This window comes from Streptomyces hamibioticus (assembly GCF_047946815.1).
Taxonomy (GTDB): domain Bacteria; phylum Actinomycetota; class Actinomycetes; order Streptomycetales; family Streptomycetaceae; genus Streptomyces.
Genome location: NZ_JBKKQY010000001.1, coordinates 222,610 through 241,787, shown reverse-complemented (window position 1 = coordinate 241,787; position 19,178 = coordinate 222,610). Strand labels below are relative to the sequence as shown.

Genomic DNA, 19,178 nt, shown 5'->3' with positions numbered 1-19,178 from the left:
CGGACACCACTGTCCTGGGCGGCCGCCCGTCACTCGCTCGAGCCGCCCGGCGTCCGGCGGGCGTCGCTGGCCTCGGTCGTGGCGAGCGTCGCGATCACCGTCATCGGCGGCATCGTCCGCATCGCCGGATCCGGATTGGCTGTCCCGACTGGCCGGCCTGCACGAACGGAACACTGACGCCCACGGCCGCGATGGGTTTGCACGGCGTCAACGAGTTCGGCAACCGGCTCCTGACCGGCGTTCTCTGTGCGGTGGTCGGACGGGCCATCGTCACCGCCCGGCTGCAGCGGACCCGGCAACCCTCGGACCTCCGCGGCGCCTGGGCACAGTTCTGGGTCGTCGTCCTGAACGCGGTGGTCGGCTGGGCACCAGCGGTCCTGGACGTCCTCTCGTTTGGGAAGCCCCCACGGCGGTTGCCCTGCCGGTTGCCGGGCCGGCGGCGCTGCGCTCGCTGCGGGCAGCCGGACTCGGCCCGGACAAGAGGGCGTTGATCGCTGGGGCCTCGAGTGGGGTCGGCCGGTTCGCGGTCCACTTGGCGGCGCGGGCCGGTGCTCACGTGATCGCGTCCGTGGGCTCGACCGCCCGCGGGGAGGGGCTGGCCGAAGCCGGCGCCGACGAGGTGCTGATCGGGCTCGAACGTCTCCAGCGACCGGTTCGACGTGGTCATCGACAGCTTCGGCGGCCCGCAACTGGCCGAGGCGTGGGGCCTGCTCGTTCCCGGTGGCAGCACGGCGCAGAGCGTCGGCTGGGCCCCAGGGGAGCCGGAGGCCTTTACTCCCTACGCGACGATCGGCCCGGCCGAGTCGCTGACCTCCTTCCTCATCGAGGGCCCAGCCAGCGCGGACCTCGCCGTTCTCGCCGTACTGGCGGCCGAGGGGGCACTCACCGTCGAGGTCGGCTGGCAAGGGCCCTGGGACCGCTTCGACGAGGCGGCCGAGGCGCTGCGCGGACGCCGGATCTCATGATGGGCGGCGGTCCTCAGCACAACCGCGTGACTGCCTCTACGTCGCTGTCCCCACCGCCCCCTTCAGGGCGTCCCGGTGGGCCGCCACGGCTTGCTCGAGGACCAGGTTCACGGTGGCCACGGGCTGGGCGGCCGCGTGCCAGCCGAGGACGAGCCGCCAGGTAAGCGGGGTGCCGGCGAGCGGCCGGGAGACGATACCCAAGGCGTGCGGGAAGGTGGCGCGGGCGAGACCAAGGGCCCGGCCCACCCGGACCAGGTGGACGATGGACGCGGTGCCCGCCTCGTAGCGGCTGCACGGGTGGAGCCCGCGCGGGTGCAGGCCGCGGTGACGGGGCAGACTGCCCGCCTCGGTTATCTCCTGATCACCTTCCAATGCCGCAACTCCAGCTCTGTGTCCTCTATGTCCGGCGCTTGGACCCGGGCCGGACCCATGCAGGAGTCATCGGACCGGTCCGGGACGGGCGGGCGGCGCGGGCCGGGGGACGGCCGCACGGATCAGCGGCCCTCGGCCAGCTCCTTGCGGATCGCGAAGTAGGACGGCTTGGGACGGTACGACTCGTCGTAGATGTTGGCCGAACCCTGACCCTCGAAGGTGTAGGGCACCCAGGAGTACTGGTCGGCGAAGCCCCAGATGGTGAAGGAGGTGCACTGCGGCGAGCCCAGGCAGGCGTCCAGCATGCGGCGGAAGTAGTCGGCCTGGGTGGCCAGCTTGGTGGCGTCGGCCGGCATGACCGAGCGGACGTCGACCTCGGTGAAGGAGGTCTCCATGCCCAGGTCGGCGAACCGCTTCAGGTTGGCCGGGATGTCACCCGGGAAGCCGTACTGGGTGCCCAGGTGGCCCTGGATGCCGAAGCCGTGCACCGGCACTCCTTCGGCGCGCAGTTCACGGGCCAGGTTGTAGTAGGCGGTGGACTTCGCGTTGACGCCCTCGACGTTGTAGTCGTTGAAGTACAGCTTCACGTCCGGGTCGGCCTGGTGCGCCCAGCGGAAGGCGTCGGCGATGTAGGACGGGCCCAGGTGCTGGTACCAGAGCGAGTTGCGGTAGCTGCCGTCCTCCTCGAAGACCTCGTTGACGACGTCCCACTGGTAGATCTCGCCCTCGTAGTGCTGGACCACCGTGGTGATGTGCTCGCGGAGGATCTCGCGGAGCTCGTCGGCGGTGATCGAGCCGCCGGTGACACCGCTGGTCAGCCAGGCCGGCAGTTGGTTGTGCCAGAGCAGCGTGTGCCCGCGCACCTGCTGGTCGTTGCGCTGGGCGAACGCGACCAGCGCGTCGCCCTCGGTGAAGTCGTAGACGCCCGGCTGCGGCTGAAGGGTCTCCCACTTCATCACGTTCTCCGCGGTGACCGAGTTGAACTCGCGGGCGGTGATCTTGCGGTACGTACGGTCCTCCACCAGCGCCGTGGTGTCGACGGCCGTGCCGAAGAGCAGGTCGGACCGCTCGGCGAGGGCCTTCAGGGGAGCGCCCTTGGGGTGGTGGTAGGCGCCGTCCGGCGCGGCCTGGGCGGACTGTACGGCCGTGAGCAGCAGGGCACCGCTCGCCAGGACGGCGGCGGCCGTGCGGAAGTGCTTCATGACGGTCCTCTCGTTGGTGCGGGAATGCCGGTGAGGCGGACGGCGCCGGCCCGGACGGGCCGGCGGCAGGAAGGCCGGGTCAGTGGATACGGTGGCTCTCCACCGGGCCCAGGTAGGTCTGAGGGAGGCCGCCGGTGTCGACGATCAGCCGCTGCAGGACGACCGTCGGGTCCACCATCCAGAACCTCAGGCGGTGCACCCCGGCCCGGGAGACGGTGTGCGTCGTCGACGTCCGGTTGACGTTGTCGGAGGTGTGGCGTGCCCAGCGCCTGTTCAGACCGCCGTCGTCCGGACCGGTGGCGGCGATGAAGTCGACGGTCCGCGGGGCGTCGTCGTCGAAGGACACCGCGTACCGCAGGCCCGGCCGGGCCAGCGCCGGGTTGCGCGGCGAGACGTACGCCCAGACGGTGACCTCGCCCGGGGTCAGCAGGGTGACCTCGTATTCCAGGCGCGGCGCATTGCCGCCCGGGGTCTGTGCCGGGGCGGTGACCGGGGTGGGCGTCATCCCGGCCGCGGTCCGGCCGGCCTTGTCGATCCGCAGCCAGTCCACGTCACGGGTGCCGACCGCCCGGCTGTAGTGTTCGGCGTCGATCGCGACGTACCCTCCGGCCTCGACGAAGCCCTTGAGGCCACGCGGTGAGATCCGGTCGGCGACCGCCTTCACGGTCACCGTGCGGCCCGCGCCCTCCACGGTCAGCTCGGCCTCGCTGCGGCCGGCCGGCGCCCGGTGCCAGTCCACGCTCACCTTGAGCCGGACCTGCTGCCCGACCGTGCCGCGGCCGCGGTCCACCCGCAGCCACGGCGCCGACGAGCTCACCCGGAAGGCGAACGGCCGCGAGCCGCGGTTGAAGACGTCGACACAGGGGTCGTCACCGGTCCGGTACGGGCTGAACCCGGGGAGCACCGGCTGGCCTTCGGCCTGCGGCCACCAGTCCTGCGACCCGGAGACCGCCACGCCCATCTCCGCCGTGTCCGGCAGTGCGATGCGCCGGACCGCCGGGAAGACCTCGTCGGGGATGGCCACGTCGTTCAGCTCGGGCTGCTGCCAGCCGGCGTTGGGGCCGTAGCGCTCCACGTCGCCGTAGCCGATGTGCGGCTGGAGCTGGAAGTCCTTCCACTTGCCGCCGGCGATCTCCTTGTTGAAGACGTCCTGGAGGCGGAAGTCCTCCCGCAGGCCGGCCTCCGCCTTGGCCGCCAGGTCGTTGGTGGCGGCGCGGCCTTGGCGGGCGTAGAGGATGTTGGTGAACTCGGCCTCGCGCAGGTAGTACACATTGGCCGTGGCCGCCACGTTGTAGCCGACCAGTTCGAACCAGGCGTCCTGGGCGGAGGCGGGCAGCCTGCGGCCGATGCGCGCGGCGTCCTTGTCCAGCTCCCGCCAGGCCTGCGTGGCGCGCTCCAACTCGCCCCAGTGGAAGGGCGTTTCCTGGTCGTCGTAGACCACCGCGTCGTCGTCGGTGGCCAGGTCCTTGGTGGGGTCCAGGGTGATGCGGCGGTTGAGCAGCTCGGGCTTGCGCAGCTGCTGGAGGTGCGCGTAGCGGGAGAGGATCCCGGCGATCGCCTCCGCCTGCTGCTCCCCGAAGTGCAGTGCGGCGTACCGCCGTTCCCACTCCGGTATGTTCTCCAGCTCCCACCGCCCGGGGTTCCAGGCGTAGTCCAGGAAGTACTGGGTCGGCAGCTCGTTGCCCTTGAGGTCGCCGACGTTGGTGACCCACAGGCCGCGGTTGCCGTAGCTGTAGGCCTGGTGGAGCTGGTCCCACATGCTCGGCAGCGACGTGGTGTCCACCCACTTGTAGTTGCGGCCGGCCCCCACGTAGTCGAAGTGGTAGTACAGGCCGTACCCGCCGGAACGCGGCGGCTCAGCCGGGTCCGGGTGCATGCGGATGTTGCCCCAGTTGTCGTCGCAGAGCACCACGGTCACGTCGTCGGGCGCGCGCAGGCCGCGTTTCCAGTAGCGCTGGACCTCCTTGTAGAGGGTCCACACCTGCGGCACCGAGGTCGCCGAGCCGGTCACCTCGGCGATGATCCGCCGCTGGGTGGCGATGATCTCCTCCATCAGCTCGACGGCGTCGCCGTCCGGCAGGCTGGTGTCGCCGTTGCCGCGCATGCCGAGGGTGACCACGCCCTCGAAGCCCTCCCGGTGCATCCGCGCGACGCCCTCGCGCCAGTACGCCTCGATGGCGGCGCGGTTGCGGCGGAAGGACCACTCGCCGGTGCCGCCGTACGGGTCGCGGCCCGCGGTGACGACGGTGCCGTTCGCGTCCCGGACGGCGGGGACGGCGTGGCGGTTCCACTCCTCGATGCCGCGCATCATCGGCGCCTCGTGCGAGGTGCCCATGACCACGCCGTACTCGGCGGCGCGGGCGTGGTTGTCCGGGTCGTCCTCCGCGAACGCCCGGCCCCACACGGCCGGCCAGAGGTAGTTGCCCTTGAGACGCAGAAGGACCTCGAAGACCTTGGCGTAGAAGTCGGCGTTGAAGCCGCCCGGGTAGCCCGGCGCCTTGCCCTCGCCGAAGAACTGGGGCGCCCAGGTGCCGAGGTTGGGGTTCTCGTCGTTGATGAACACGCCGCGGTACTTCACCGCCGGGGTGCCCTGGGTCCAGGAACCCGCCTTGACGTAGATCTCGGGGCGGCGCACCGGCCGTACGTCGTCCCACCAGTACCAGGGCGAGACGCCGATGCCGTAACTGACGTCGTACGCGCCGAAGACGGTGCCGCGCTGGTCGCTGCCGGCGATCACCAGGGCGCGGGCCACGCCCGGCATCGGTTGCTCGACCACGGCCTGCAGGGAGGTCTCCCACTTGCCGCGGATCGCGGTGACGTCCAGCTTGCCGGACGCGATCAGGCCGTCGACCAGAGCGCTGCGGCCCACGGTGCCGACGAGGACCACCTCGCGGGCCGAGCCCCGCCGGTCGGCCGGGAGCACGCCGCTGACCCGTTCGATGTCCGCCCGCAGGTCGCCCGCCGCCCGCACCACACCGGGGTGGTCGTCCGCGTCGACCAGGACCGGGGCGGCGCGCCGGGCCCGCACCAGGGGGAAGGCCCCGCGCTCCGGGCGGAACGTGATGTACGCGCCGGCGTCGGTGCGGGTGGCCGCCCCTGCCCCTCCCGCGCCGTCCCGGCCCGCCGCCTGCGCGGTCCCGGACACCGCGGGAAGCGCGGCCAGTCCCGCCCCCAGACCGGCACTGGTACCCAGAACCCTTCTCCGGCTGACGTCTCGCCCCATCGCGACACCACTCCCTCGGCTGTCCGCTCACGGCTCTCGGCCCCAATTTGCTTAGCGGCCTGACAAATGTTGGGCGGGCTGTTGCACGGGAACAATGGGTCGTCGGCAACGAAAAGTTTCGAGTATGGGAGGACGTGGCAGCGCGTCGGCCGTGACGGCCGCAGGCGTCGGACGGGCAGGGCCCCCGCGGACCGCCGCACCGCCGGTGATCACATGAGCAATCGCTTGCCGCACGCGCGTCGCTGCAACGCCCGCTCCCTGCCCCCGGTCGTAACCCCTTCCAGGACCAGATAAGACCCACCCATCCATCACGAAAGGTTCCGCGATGGCAGCGAAGCAACCGAAACGCATGGTGTACCACGTCAGTCCGGCTGGTGGCGGAGCACCTGAAGCCAAACGACAGGTCGAACACAAGGATGGCCGCCGCCCGGTACGTGAGCCGCATCGCACCCAGAAGGAGACGATCAGCGCTGCCCCTGCGGACCGTATGGCCCCTGCGGACCGTACGGTCCTTGCGGCCCGTTCGGCCCCTGTGGTCCCCACCCCTGGTGTGCCATGCCGTGTTCCGTTCCTTTGTTCAGAACGGCATAGGTTGGTTATTCCAGGTCGGGCGGGGACCAGCGGGGGTGTAGGCGGCTTCGGTCAGGGCGGCCGCGTGGCCTTCGCGGGGGATGAGCCGGTCCGTGTAGGGCCGGGCAACCGTCAGGCGGGACAGCAGTGTTGACAGCACGACGCCGGCCAAGACGGGGAGCAGGAACGTCCTGTACCTCTTTCAGGAAGTCACGGGCAGCATGCCGAGTCTTCGGCGACCGGCTCGCCGTCGGCGAAGGCCAGAGCCGACAGAAGCGGACGGCTGGCCAGTGGCACATGCTCGTTTCGGGCACCACTGGACCGGGAGGCGGGGCCCGTCACCGAGGTTCCGAGGATCTCCGCGCTCGGCAGCGGCTGGGCACAACCGGTCTACGAGGGTGTGAACGACCGGTGGGGGTGACCGAGCACCTCACTTCATACAAATCTACAAGATGGCTCTTCTGGCCACCCAACTCCTTCATGGTTTCCGTGACTGACCCGCATGGAGCAGTCGGCGATGTACTGAATCCGCTCCGGGTGAACACCGCATGAACGAGCCACTCCCACCGCAGACGGAGTGACTCGATCTGCACGACCACGAGACGAAGGAGAGAGCCGGTCATGGACTTCCTTCGCCCCACCAGCTGGAAGGAAGCGCTCGCCGTCAAGGCGGAGCGCCCCGGCGTGGTGCCGACCGCGGGGGGCACCGACGTCATGGTCGAGAACAACTTCGACCATGACCGGCCCGAGTACCTGATGGATCTCCACCGCATCCGTGACCTCGGCGAGTGGGAGGTCCTCGAGGACAGCGGGAGGCTGGAGACCTCCGCCCCATACACCCGGATCACGGAAAATCTCCGTGCCGAGCTGCCGGGCCTCGCGCTCGCCTCGCACACGGTCGCTTCCCCGCACATCCGTAACCGCGGCGGCGTCGGCGGCAACCTCGGCACGGCTTCTCCCGGCGGCGACGCCTACCCCGCCCTCCTCGCCACCGGCGCGGAGGGCGAGGCGGAGCCGGCGGCCCGGAGCACCCGGACGATCCCGATCGGCGACTTCCACACCGGCGTCAAGCGCAACGCCCTCGCGCCCGACGAGCTGATCCGCGCCGTGCACATCGAGAAGGGGGGCGGCCCGCAGCAGTTCTCCAAGGTCGGCCCCCGCAACGCCATGGTGATGGCGGTCTGCCCCTTCGGCCTGGCCCTGGACCCCACGCCCCGCACCGTGCGGACCGGCATCGGCTCGGCGGCACCCACCCCGGTCCGCGCCAAGGCCGCCGAAGAGTTCCTGGACGCCGCGCTCGACGAGGGCGGCTTCTGTGACAACGGAAAGAGCGTCAAGCCGTCGATTGCGAAGCGGTTCGCTGGCCTGTGCTCGGCCTCCTGCAACCCGATCGACGACGTCCGCGGCACCGCGGGCCATCGCCGCAACGCGGTCGGTGTCATGGCCCGGCGCACGCTGTCCTGGGTCTGGCAGGCGTACCGCGGCGCTCGGCCCGCTGCCGAGGGGGCTGCGTGATGCGCGGCGACTTAGCCGTCGTGCAGTGCGGCTTTCGCACGCCGGGTCTGCTGGTCGCCGCCGACGAGATGCTGGAGCGCAACCCCGACCCGGCCGACGCGGGCACCCGCGAGGCGCTCTCGGGCGACCTGTGCCGCTGCACGGGCTACGAGAAGGTCATGGACGCGGTCCGCCTCGCGGCCGCCCGTCAGGCCGAGGGGGTGTGACGATGCCGTCCCCCGAGCGCTCCGCCACGTTCGTCCAGGGCGGTGCCTCTGCTGGCGTACCCACCAAGATCACCCCGGGGTCGCGGACCAGGGGCGGCGTCGGGGAGTCCACGCTCCGCCACCCAGGGCCTGGGCGTGGCGGTGATGGAGGAGATCGTCGTCGACCCCAGGACGGCCAAGGTCAGGAACCCCTCCTTCACGGACTACCTGATCCCCACGATTCTCGACACGCCGACCATCCCGGTCGACGTGCTCGAACTCGCCGACGACCACGCGCCGTACGGGCTGCGCGGCGTCGGCGAGGCTCCCACCCTGTCGTCGACACCGGCGGTCCTCGCGGCCATCCGGGACGCGACCGGGCTGGAGCTCGACCGCACGCCGGTCCGCCCGGAGCACCTCACCGGCACGGCGTGAGCTGACCCTCCGGGCGGCGCAACGGAACGTCACACACTCCGCGCCGCCCGGAGCACTCCCCGGGTACCGCCCCGCTCGCGGACCCCGAAGCACCACCCACTCATGCGTTCGTCTCGGGCCGTCCCCCGGGTCGTGCACATCCCAAATCCCGCAGCCGCCCCAGCGGCCCGCGCGGGTGCCCCTATGAACCTTGGGAGACGGCCCCATGACCCAGCAGTCCGTGGAGCCCAAGACCACCGCCGAGGACGCGGGAGCAGGTTCCCGCGTCCCCTCCGGCCGGTCATGGCTCGACCGGTACTTCGACATAACCCACCGAGGATCGACGGTGGCGCGTGAGGTGCGCGGCGGCATCACCACCTTCATGGCGATGGCCTACATCGTCCTGCTCAACCCCATCCTGCTCGGCGGCGAGGACGTCGCGGGCAACACCCTCAGCCAGAAGGCCGTGATCACCGCGACGGCGCTCGCCGCCGCGGCCACCACGCTCCTGATGGGTTTCGTCGGCAAGGTGCCGCTCGCCCTGGCCGCCGGGCTCTCGGTGTCCGGGGTGATCGCCGGACAGGTCGTTCCCCAGATGACCTGGCCGCAGGCCATGGGCATGTGTGTGATGTACGGCGTGGTCATCATGCTGCTCGTGGTCACCGGGCTGCGCGAGATGATCATGAACTCGATCCCGCTCGCCCTCAAGCACGGCATCACCATGGGCATCGGCCTGTTCATCGCCATCATCGGACTGGTCAAGGGCGGCTTCGTCCACCAGGGCAAGGCCACCCCGCTCTCCCTCGGTCCCACCGGTGAACTCGCCGGCTGGCCCGTCCTGCTCTTCGCGGGCACCCTGCTGCTGATCTTCATGCTCCAGGCGCGCCACACCCCGGGCGCGATCCTGATCGGCATCGTCACCGGGACGATCGTCGCGGCCGTCCTGAACGCCGCCGGGGTCATCGACCCCAAGCAGTGGGCCAACGGAGCCCCCGAACTGCACGGCAGTGCCGTCTCCATGCCCGACTTCTCGCTCTTCGGCGAGCTGGAGTTCGGCGGCTGGGACAGGGTCGGCGCGATGGCCGTCGGCATGATCGTCTTCACGCTCGTGCTGGCCGGCTTCTTCGACGCGATGGCCACCATCATCGGCGTCGGCACCGAGGCCAAGCTCGCCGACGACAAGGGCCGTATGCCGGGCCTGTCCAAGGCACTGTTCATCGACGGCGCGGGCGGGGCAGTCGGCGGTGTGGCGGGCGGCTCCGGCCAGACCGTCTTCGTCGAGTCCGCGACCGGCGTCGGAGAAGGCGCCCGCACCGGACTGGCCTCCGTCGTCACCGGCCTGTTCTTCGCGGCCTGCCTGTTCTTCACGCCGATCACCGCGCTCGTGCCGCAGGAGGTCGCCTCGGCCGCGCTGGTGGTCATCGGAGCGATGATGATGATGAACGCCCGGCACGTGGACTGGGCCGACCGGGGCACCGCGATCCCGGTCTTCCTGACCGTCGTCCTGATGCCGTTCACGTACACCATCACCACCGGTGTCGCCGCCGGCGTCATCTCCTACGTCGCCATCAAGGTCGCCCAGGGCAAGGCACGGGAGATCGGCGCGTTCATGTGGGCCCTGACGGTGATCTTCATCGTCTTCTTCGCCCTCCACCCGATCGAGAGCTGGCTGGGCGTGCACTAGCCGCTCCCCGGAGCAACCCCTTCCACATCGTCCCGGGCAAGGAGACCGACCATGCCGGACATCGCCGAAGAGCTGAACCGATGGGTCGAGCAGGGACGCGACGTCGCCGTGGCCACCGTCGTGGCCGTCGGCGGCAGCGCCCCCGTCCGCCCGGTGCCGCACTCGCGGTGGTCGCCGACGGCACGGTGATCGGGTCGGTCTCCGGGGGGTGCGTGGAGGGGGTCGTCGACGAGCTGTGTCGGCAGGCGCTGCGGGACGGCGAGTCCGTCGTGGAGCGCTCCGGCTACAGCGACGAGGACGCTTTCGCCGTGGGTCTGACCTGCGGCGGCGTCATCGACGTCCTCGTCACGCCGGTACGGCCGGTGAGCCGGTCCGCCCGGTGCTCGCGGCCGCGTCGGCCGCTGCCGCTCGTGGGGAGGCGGCGGCGGTCGCGCGGATCGTCACCGGTCCCGCCGAACCGGCCGGCCGGGCCCTGCTGGTCCGCCCCGACGCCTCCGTCGGGGGCGGCTTCGGCACCTGCCCCGAGCTGCACCGACGGTCACCGCCGAGACCGGCGCCGTTCTGTACGCCGACCGCATCGGCACCCTGAAGGCCGGAGAGCAGGGCTCCCGCTGCCGCACCTCGCTCCCGCTCCTGATCGAGCCCTCCCTGCCCCGGCCCGGATGATCGTCTTCAACGCGATCGACTTCGACGGCCGTAGCGTTCCTCGCGTTCTCACCCACGATCGTTTTCGACATGCTGTTGCGCAGGCCGACCCTGCGTTTGCCGGTCGCCTACGCCGGCGCGACGTCGCCGTCACCGACCACGAACTCGCCCGCCTGCGCTCCCGATCGGCCCGGACCTCGGTGCCCCTACGCAGGCAGAGAAGGTTCTGTCCATCGCCGGGGAGATGGTGGCGAGTCGGCGCGAGGGAGCAGCAACTCCCTCACGGGCGCGCCTGACCGGCAGTCCCCGGCCCACCCCAGGAAGTCACCACCACGGCCCGGTGCCGACGAAACGACATGCCGCCGAATGCCGGGCCGTTTTGCGTAGGAAAGGAAAGGCACAGCGTTGTACCAGCACATCGACGCGGCGTTCCTGCGAGCCGTCGCCCATCCTGAGGGCCTGCGTCTGCCCTCGTGGCCGGACCTCACCGGCGATACGCGGACCGACACCGACCGATGGCGCGACTGGCTGGCCCAGGTCTGGTCCCAGGAGGGGATCGCTGAGGCGATCGAGGTCGCCAGCCCGGTTCTGGCCCGGCGGGTGCCCGCGATCCTGGACGGTTCCGAGGCGGATGTGGGGCGGGTGCGCCGCGCCGGTCTCTCGATGATCCGCTACCTGCTGCGGCTGCGGTACCGGGCCACGCCGTTCGGCTTGTTCGCTGGAGTGGCACCGGCCCGGTTCGGCTCCCGGCCCCAGGTACGGTGGGGAGAAGAGCACCAGGTCACCGCGCGGGCCGACGCTGTGTGGCTCACCGACATCGTCACGCGGCTGGAAGGCAGCCCGGAACTCCTGCATCGGTTACCCGTCGTGCTGGACAACACCTCTGTCGTACGCGGCGGGAAACTCGTGGTGCCGTGTCAGCAACCGTCCCATGACTGCCGCGGCGGGCCCGCGGAGGTCAGCGTCCGGCTCAACCGGGCCGTGGCCAGGGTCGTGTCCGCCGCGCGGACGCCCGTCGTCGCCGGGGACCTGGTCGGCGTGCTCGCCGCGGAGTACCCGGCGGTGCCGGTCCGTGTCATCGGCGGCCTGCTCATGGAGCTGACGTCCCGCCGGATCCTGCTCACCGCCCTGCGGCCGCCGATGACGAGCAGGGACGCCCTGGGTCACGTGGTGGAGCGGTTGGCGGCGGTGGGGGCGGAGGAGATACCAGCGGTCGCCGGTCCGGCCCGCCGGCTGCGGGAGATCCACCGAGAGCTGAGCCGGCACCACACGGCCGCCGTCGGCACGAAGAGCGCGGACCGGGCCGCGGTCGTCGCGCGGATGAAGGCCCTGTCGTCCGTCACCGAACAGCCCCTGGCGGTGGACCTGCGGCTCGACAGCGGCTTGGTGCTGCCTCGGGAGGTGGGGGCCGAGGCCGAGCGGGCGGCGACGGCGCTGACCCGGCTGACCCCGTGGCCGTCGGGCTCCCCGGCCTGGCGGGACTACCACGTCCGCTTCCTGGAGCGGTACGGGACCGGGACAGTGGTGCCCGTGGCCGAACTGACCGACCCTGATGTGGGACTCGGCTATCCGGCGGGCTACCTCGCAGCTGTGCGCCCGTGGCCGGACCCGCTGTTGACCACCAGGGACGAGCGCCTGGCCGCGCTGGCTCAGCAGGCTGCCCTGGACGGAGCCAGGGAAGTGGTGCTGGCCGACGACGACCTGGCGGAGCTGGCCGCCTCCGACACCGTGCGGCCGCCCGCCCACATCGAACTCTGCTTCCACGTGGAGGCACCCGGCTTCCGGCAGCTCACCGAGGGGGCTTTCCGTCTGGTTGTCAGCGGGGCGTACCCGTCGGCGGGTGCGCTGGGCGGCCGCTTTCTCGACCTGCTGGAACCGGCCGAAACCGAGCGCATGGCGGCGGTCTACGCCACGGTGCCCACCCTGGAGAGCGGGGCGCTGCCCGTGCAGGTCTCCTGTCCGCCGCAACTGGTACGCAGCGAGAACATCGGGCGGGTACCCGCCGTCCTGCCCGAGGTCCTCTTCTTGGCTGAGCACGGGCACCAGGGTGACGCGTCGTCGCTGTCCAAGCCGCCCTGGTCCGTATGGTCCCCCGCCCAGTTGGGCGTGCGGGGCGATCCCGACCGGCTGTCGCTGATCTGTCTGGAGTCCGGCCTGGCCGTGGAGCCAGCCGCCTTCCACGCGGTGGAACCCACGAAGTTCACCCACCCCCTGGCCCGGTTCCTCACCGAGATTCCCCGCGCCAGGGCATCCGTGCCGACCACGTTCACCTGGGGCGCCGCCCGTCGGATGCCCTTCCTGCCCCGGCTTCGCCATGGCCGATCTGTGCTGACCCCGGCCCGCTGGCGGCTGACGGCAGGTGACCTGGCCCCCGCCGGTGCGTCGTCGCAGCGGTGGGCCGAGAGCCTGGCAGCCCGCTGCGAACGCCTCAGGATCCCGGACGCCGTTCTGTTGGGGGACGACGACCGACTGCTGCGGCTCGATCTCACCCGGTCGGCCCATCTCGGAGTGCTCCGGGAAGAGCTGGAACGGGAGGGAAAGGTGGTGCTGCACGAGGCTCCGAGCGCCGAGGCCTACGGGTGGCTCGGCGGACGGAGCCACGAGATCTCCCTCGCACTGGTGTCACGTCAGGCGCACCTCCAGGGGTCGAAGAAGGGGACAGCAGACGTCGGGGCACCAGGAAGCGTGCTCGCCGGGCGTGACCACGGCCTGCTCCCCGGCGTGTCCCCGTGGGCCTTCGTCAAGCTGTACGGTCACCCCGGCCGCCAGAACGAGATCCTCTCCGACTGGCTGCCCCGTCTCCGGGAGGGATGGGACGATCCGCCGGAGTGGTGGTTCGTGCGCTACCGCGATCCCGAGTCGCACCTGCGTCTGCGCTTCCGCGCCGCCGACGACGATCCGTCACTGGGGCGGCTGGTCCGGCGTGTGGGTGCCTGGGCTGCTCAGATGCGCGCACACGGGCTTCTGGGGCAGGTGCAGTGGGACACCTACCACCCGGAGACGGGGCGATACGGCGGGCACCGGGCGATGCCTGCCGCCGAGGCCGTGTTCGTCGCCGACTCCGAGGCCGCCCACGCCCAGTTGGCCCTCGTGGCAAGCGGCGGCGCGCACCCGCTCGCCCTGACCGCGGCATCCTCGGTCGACCTGGTGTGTGCGTTCGCCGGCGGTCCGGAGCAAGGGGTGCGCAGACTGGCCCGGCCGGACCTGCGGGCGCCGGGGCCACCCCCGGCCCGGGACATCCGTGCCGCGACGATGCGTCTGGCGACGCCGTGGGACGGCTTCTCCGACCTGTGCGGGACACCGCCCGGCCGGGAGGTGGCGCGCGCCTGGGAGGAGCGGAGGCGCGCGCTGGCGGCATACCGGAAAACCCTCACCGTCGGGAGTGCGGCAGAACGCGACCGGATCCTCGCCGCCCTGCTGCACATGCACCACAACCGAGCCGTAGGCATCGACGAGGGGGCCGAACGGATGGTGCTCCGGCTGGCACGGGCGGTCGCCCTGCGCCGGATCGCCGACCGGTCTCCTGACGGGGACTGACGGCGGCCACCTGACGGATGGCCCGCCCCTGAGCCGCAATGCCTCACCGATATGCGGTGAGGCATTGTCGTTTTCCGCTGTGCAAAAACTGGAAGATGATACTCCGGTGGTTTTCGTAGATTCATACGGATGCTGTCTCTTGGGGCTCCCTTCCCTTGTTCTTTTTGAACTATATGTACTCGCGTTGCCGGTCGGGTTGAGTTGGCGATGTTGAGCGGTCCGGGAATGTGAGGGAGGGGCGGGAGTGGAGCGCGTATATCTGCTCAGGCAGGACTCCCTATTTCTGGAGTCCGCGGACGGGGTGTTTCTGCGTAGTTCGGGGGGCGACCTATTCCTCAAGGGGAAATCCGTCCGTCAATGGCTTGTCGCGCTCGCACCGCGGCTGGCTTCGGGGTGCACGGAGGCGGAGTTGTACGCCGGCCTGGACACCGGGAGGGCGGAGATCGTCCGGCGCATCGTGGACCAACTGCATGCCGCCGGATTGCTGCTGCTTCGAACGCGTGAGCCAGCCGGCCTGCTGACCACCGCAGTGGAACGCAGGTTCGCGGAGCAGATCGCCTTCCTCGCCCACGACGGTGACCACCCCCGGCGACGCTTCGGCCGCTGGCGGCGCAGCCGGCTGCTGGCCGTGGGCGACGGCTCGGCGGTGACAGCGGCCGTGCTGTTCTGGTTGCGCAACGGAGCCGCCGAGATCGCTGTGGCCTGGACGGGCGAGACGGTGCCCGTCCAGACCCCGTGGGACCGCGACCTCAAGGAACTGAAGCAGGCCGGTGCGGAGGCGTACGTGGAGGTCTTCCCCGCCGCCACCCCGGAGGCGGCCCTTGCGGCCTTACGCGACTGGGCCCCGGATGCTCTGTTGCTTACTCCCACGTCACCGGCCCACGGCACCTCGTCCGCTGGTTCGCTCCGACAGGCCGACTCGGTCGGCGCGGCGTACGACGGCGCGTTCGCCGGACCGCTCGTCGCGGCGGCCCGCGCGGCAGGCTGTGCCTTCGTGACCGCCGGGCTCGTCGGTCCCCACCTGGTCAAAGGCCCCCTCGTGGCCTCGGGCGGCGGTTCTTGCCCCACCTGCGTCCGGCTCTGGTTCTCCGCACATGCTGCGGAAAGTTCCGGCCGGGCCGCGGAGAATGCGGGAGTTATCGCTTTCCATTCCTTATCCGCTGCGTGTGATGAACCTGGTGGCGGTTCGGAGGGTGGCGAGAAAGAAGCCCGGGGCCCGGTGCTCTACCCTGCGGTACTCGGGGCCGTAGGCAGCGAATTGGCCATGGAAATTTTCCGGCATGTGACTGGCACGCGTCCCGCAGACCTCGAAGCGGCTGTGGTTCTGCAGGATCCGCTGACCCTGTCCGGCCGCCGGGAGCCGGTGCCTGTCCATCCCCGTTGTCCGGGTTGTGCTCGCCCGGCCACGGCCGACGCGGCACTGAACGACCTGCGCGCCCTTGCCACCGGTGCGCTCGACCTGCCCTCCCCGTCTCAGCCCCGGTACGCGCGCTACCGAGCGGCCCTTGCGCCCACCACCGGATTCCTCCGCCGGTTCGACGACGACACCCTTCCGCAGACCGCCGTGAAGGCCGGCGCGGTCCTCGTCGCCGGTACCGGTGGAGGCCGTGTGATCGGCTTTCACGAGCGGTCCGTGGACGAAGCCCGGTGCGCGGCCGTGGAGGAGGCGGCCGTACGAGCTGCTGGCCGGGATCCGGTCCTCTCCTGCGTCCTCACCGCCACGGCGGCGGAGCTGGCCGCCCGGGGCGAGACCGTGATCCCGGCCGAGCGCCTGTTGACGCCATGCGCCGCAGGGCCCCGAGAGACCACCCTCGCAGATCAACGCCCGATCGACTGGGTGCCCGCCCTCCGCCTGCACGACCTCGACGACCCACGCCCCGCATGGGTGCCGGGTGACACGGTGCGGACCATGGCCGACGCGGCCGCGGGCCACGGCGTCGGAGCGACCCTTGTCGAGGTGGCTCTCGGTGGCACGCTGTCGGCCCTGTTGCACGAACGGCTCGCCCACCGGCGGACGGGGCGCACCGAGGTGTCGGAACGCCCTGTGCCGACTGAGGAAGCCGCGGCGGAGGCCGGTCTGGTGATGCTCCCTGGACTGCTCCGCTCGGGGACGCTGTCGATCACCGAACTGACCGCCGCGTGCCCGGCCCGCGTCGTGACCGTGCGCCACGCGTCACCCGCTGGGACCTTCCACGTCGCCGCCGTGGGCCTCGAACGCCGCGACGCGTTGCGGGCAGCCCTGGTCGGCACGGCGGGACGCCGGCAACTGGGCGGCCTGGGCGGCCTGGACGGCCTGGACGGCCCCGTGCCTGTACTACCTCGGCCCCGGCCGGCCGACCCGGCTGCGCTCACCGGTTTGGTGAACGCCCTGCGCGCGGCCGGCCGGGACGCCCTGCTGGTCGCCACCCCACCCGCCGCGCTGGGCGGATCCGCCGCACCCCTGAGGGTCGGTCGGGTCCTGCTCACGCGGTGATCCGTCCGGCGCGGCCGGACGGCCCACGCTGTCCCCGCGGGAGGCCGCTGGGATGCCGCCGGGGAAACTCCGGCGGAATTCTGTTCGAACGGATCGCAAAGGGGAACGTCATGAACACAACTGATCTCAGCACGCTCGCCGTGGACGACTTCGAGCTCGAGGTCGTTGCCCTCGACGTGGAGACCGCGATGGCGAAGAACTGCTCCACCACGGGCTCCTGCTGCAGTTGCAGCACCACTCCGGACCTGGACGCCTGACTCTCGTCGGGTGATCTTTCCGGCCGCGGTGGCGGGCTTCGCACCCGCCACCGCGGCACCCTCGCGCGACAGACGCGGAGTACCCATGCACGTGGTCACAGCCTTCACCGACAGCGCCCTCGACGCAGCCCAGCAAGCCCTGGCGGAGGCCCTGCGCGTCCTGCTGCCCGACGGTGGTACCGGCCCCACCGTGGAGGTCGGGATCCTGGGTGTGCTGCCGCCTCCGGTGCCCGCCACGCGGGGCCGGGAACCGGGCATTGCGCAGGACCCTGCCCCGCACCACCGGCCGACAGGTGACGGTGCACGGGTGCTGCCCGTGCGGCTCTACCGCGATACGGCGCTCGTGGGGCCCCTGCACACGGACGCCGACGCTCCTGGCCCGTGTGTCATGTGCCTGGAGCGACGCTGGACGCGACTGCGGCCCTTGAAGGAACGCGAGGCGTTGGAGAGCGGCACCGGCCAGTACTCCGCCGGCCGGACACACCCGGCCCCCGTCGCCTGGGGAGCTCCCACCATCGCCGCGGCGCTGCTCACCCTCGCCCACGGCCCGGCCACGGAGCCCGACGAGGTGAGCAGGCACGGCGCCCCCGTGCTCGAGATTCCGCTCCTCGGTGGACCGATCACGCAGCACCGCCTGCTGGCCGATCCGTCCTGCCCGCGCTGCGGCGCGAGCCTCCCCGACCTGCCACTCTCCCTGCGGGGTTTCCCCGCATCTCGCCCCCGCGCCCGCGGCACCGGCACCCGGCTGCGGAACTGGGACGCCTACGACATCCCCAAGGAAGCTCTACTCGGCCCGGTCTGCGGCGCCCTCGGCGCCCGGTCGATCACGGATCCGGAGAGTCCGGTCACCACCTCCGTGGGCGGTACGCTCCGGCTCGGCGGCGCGCGCACGGGTCGGAGCGGGTTGTACGAAATCCCCTGGGCCGGCCACACCGACACCCACGCCCACAGCGAGACGGTGGCCCTTTTCGAAGCACTGGAACGCTACGCCGGGCAGCGGCCATGGGGGAGGCAGCCGGCCGCCCGGGCGTCCCTGCGGGAACTGACCGCAGCCTCCCTGCCCGCCCTGGACCCCCGCCCGCTCCTGTACTCCGAGGACTTTCACGCCCGACGCCCGGGGCTCTTCCGCCCGTTCCGCTCCGAACAGCGGGTCGACTGGGTATGGGGCCACTCCTTGGTCCGCGACGCACCGGTCCTCGTACCGCAGCAACTCGTGTACTACGGCCCCCGCAAGTCGGGGCAGTCGCTGCTGGCGGGCAACTCCAGCGGTTGCGCCACGGGAAGCTGCATGGAGGAGGCCGCGCTGTTCGGACTGCTCGAACTAATCGAGCGCGACGCGTTCCTGCTCGCCTGGTACGGCGCCGAGCGATTGCCCGACATCGCGCTCGACGCCTGCCTGGACACCCCGAGCCTGTCGGCGGTACGGGACCGTGTCGAGGGTCTGGGATACCGGCTGCGCCTGTTCGACCTGCGGATCGACCTGCCCCTGCCCACCGTGCTCTGCCTCGCCCGACGCGTCGAGCCGGGACCCGCGCATCTGAGCCTGTCCGCGGGCGCGGGGTTGACGGCCGAGGAGGCGGTCACCTCGGCGGTTCAGGAGGTCGCCTCACTCCTGCCCCGCCTGATCGCCACGGCGGTGAACACCGGCACCGAGGTTCTGCGGGCCCTCGCCGCGGATTACGACACTGTATGTGACCTGGACGACCACGAACTGCTCTACACCCTGCCGGAGATGGAGCGGCATGTGCCCTTTGTGCGTCCCGGTGATGCCCCCGTCTCGCTGCGGCAGACGTTCGCGGACTGGTCCAGGCGCGGACTGCCGTCCGGTGACCTGCTGGACGACCTGCGGGAGTGCGTCCGTCTGGTGGCGGAGGTGAGCGACGAGGTCATCGTGGTCGACCAGACCAGCCCTGAACAGCGGGCCTGCGGACTGCACACCGCCGCGGTCGTGGCCCCCGGGCTGGTACCCATCGACTTCGGCTGGCGTCAGCAGCGGGCGCTGGAGCATCCACGGCTCCGGTGGGCGTCTTGGCGCGCGGGGCGGCGCCCGGGGCCCCTGCGCGACGAGGACGTCCACCGCCACCCCCATCCCTTTCCGTGACCGCCGCGCCCGCGCCGACTGCGGCCGCGATGCCC

At 71.4% G+C, this 19,178-nt stretch carries 9 protein-coding genes and 4 pseudogenes; 10 read left to right on the top strand and 3 right to left on the bottom strand.

The features are described 5' to 3' along the window. Nucleotides 1-650 precede the first annotated feature (650 nt). Nucleotides 651-965: pseudogene (locus ACLGIH_RS01015) on the top strand (zinc-binding dehydrogenase); the annotation flags it as partial. A gap of 36 nt (nt 966-1,001) precedes the next feature. On the opposite strand, the gene ACLGIH_RS01010 reads toward ACLGIH_RS01015, so the two are convergent. The 3 genes from ACLGIH_RS01010 to ACLGIH_RS01000 all read right to left on the bottom strand — a co-directional run bounded on the left by ACLGIH_RS01010 (nt 1,002) and on the right by ACLGIH_RS01000 (nt 5,762). Further along, complete coding sequence (locus ACLGIH_RS01010; RefSeq protein ID WP_416523280.1) at nt 1,002-1,337, bottom strand: hypothetical protein; 336 nt, start codon at nt 1,335-1,337, stop codon at nt 1,002-1,004. A gap of 122 nt (nt 1,338-1,459) precedes the next feature. Then, entirely contained in the window at nt 1,460-2,539 is a 1,080-nt protein-coding gene (locus tag ACLGIH_RS01005; protein WP_416523279.1) for an endo-1,4-beta-xylanase, read from the bottom strand. A gap of 79 nt (nt 2,540-2,618) precedes the next feature. Further along, nucleotides 2,619-5,762 carry a glycosyl hydrolase 115 family protein gene (locus tag ACLGIH_RS01000; RefSeq protein ID WP_416523278.1) on the bottom strand — a complete coding sequence of 1,048 codons (3,144 nt, stop codon included), beginning with the start codon at nt 5,760-5,762 and terminating at the stop codon, nt 2,619-2,621. Nucleotides 5,763-6,953: 1,191 nt separating this feature from the next. Here ACLGIH_RS01000 and ACLGIH_RS00995 point away from each other — a divergent pair. The 9 genes and pseudogenes from ACLGIH_RS00995 to ACLGIH_RS00955 all read left to right on the top strand — a co-directional run bounded on the left by ACLGIH_RS00995 (nt 6,954) and on the right by ACLGIH_RS00955 (nt 19,143). Then, nucleotides 6,954-7,847, top strand: coding sequence for an FAD binding domain-containing protein (locus tag ACLGIH_RS00995; protein ID WP_416523277.1), 894 nt, complete (start codon nt 6,954-6,956; stop codon nt 7,845-7,847). Nucleotides 7,848-7,855: 8 nt separating this feature from the next. Further along, a pseudogene (locus ACLGIH_RS00990) lies at nt 7,856-8,053 on the top strand (2Fe-2S iron-sulfur cluster-binding protein); the annotation flags it as partial. A 120-nt stretch (nt 8,054-8,173) separates the two neighbouring features. Further along, nucleotides 8,174-8,467: pseudogene (locus tag ACLGIH_RS00985) on the top strand (molybdopterin cofactor-binding domain-containing protein); the annotation flags it as partial. Nucleotides 8,468-8,672: 205 nt separating this feature from the next. After that, nucleotides 8,673-10,130, top strand: a complete 1,458-nt coding sequence (locus ACLGIH_RS00980; RefSeq protein WP_416523276.1) for an NCS2 family permease — start codon at nt 8,673-8,675, stop codon at nt 10,128-10,130. Nucleotides 10,131-10,181: 51 nt separating this feature from the next. Beyond that, nucleotides 10,182-11,162 (top strand): annotated as a pseudogene (locus ACLGIH_RS00975) (XdhC family protein). An 18-nt stretch (nt 11,163-11,180) separates the two neighbouring features. Continuing rightward, nucleotides 11,181-14,312, top strand: coding sequence for a lantibiotic dehydratase (locus tag ACLGIH_RS00970; RefSeq protein ID WP_416523275.1), 3,132 nt, complete (start codon nt 11,181-11,183; stop codon nt 14,310-14,312). Nucleotides 14,313-14,556: 244 nt separating this feature from the next. Next, the gene (locus tag ACLGIH_RS00965) at nt 14,557-16,785 is read left to right on the top strand and encodes a TOMM precursor leader peptide-binding protein (RefSeq protein ID WP_416523274.1); all 2,229 of its coding nucleotides are present in this window, start codon (nt 14,557-14,559) and stop codon (nt 16,783-16,785) included. A gap of 110 nt (nt 16,786-16,895) precedes the next feature. Continuing rightward, nucleotides 16,896-17,042 carry a hypothetical protein gene (locus ACLGIH_RS00960; RefSeq protein ID WP_416523273.1) on the top strand — a complete coding sequence of 49 codons (147 nt, stop codon included), beginning with the start codon at nt 16,896-16,898 and terminating at the stop codon, nt 17,040-17,042. An 85-nt stretch (nt 17,043-17,127) separates the two neighbouring features. Beyond that, nucleotides 17,128-19,143, top strand: coding sequence for a TOMM precursor leader peptide-binding protein (locus ACLGIH_RS00955; RefSeq protein WP_416523272.1), 2,016 nt, complete (start codon nt 17,128-17,130; stop codon nt 19,141-19,143). Nucleotides 19,144-19,178 lie beyond the last annotated feature (35 nt).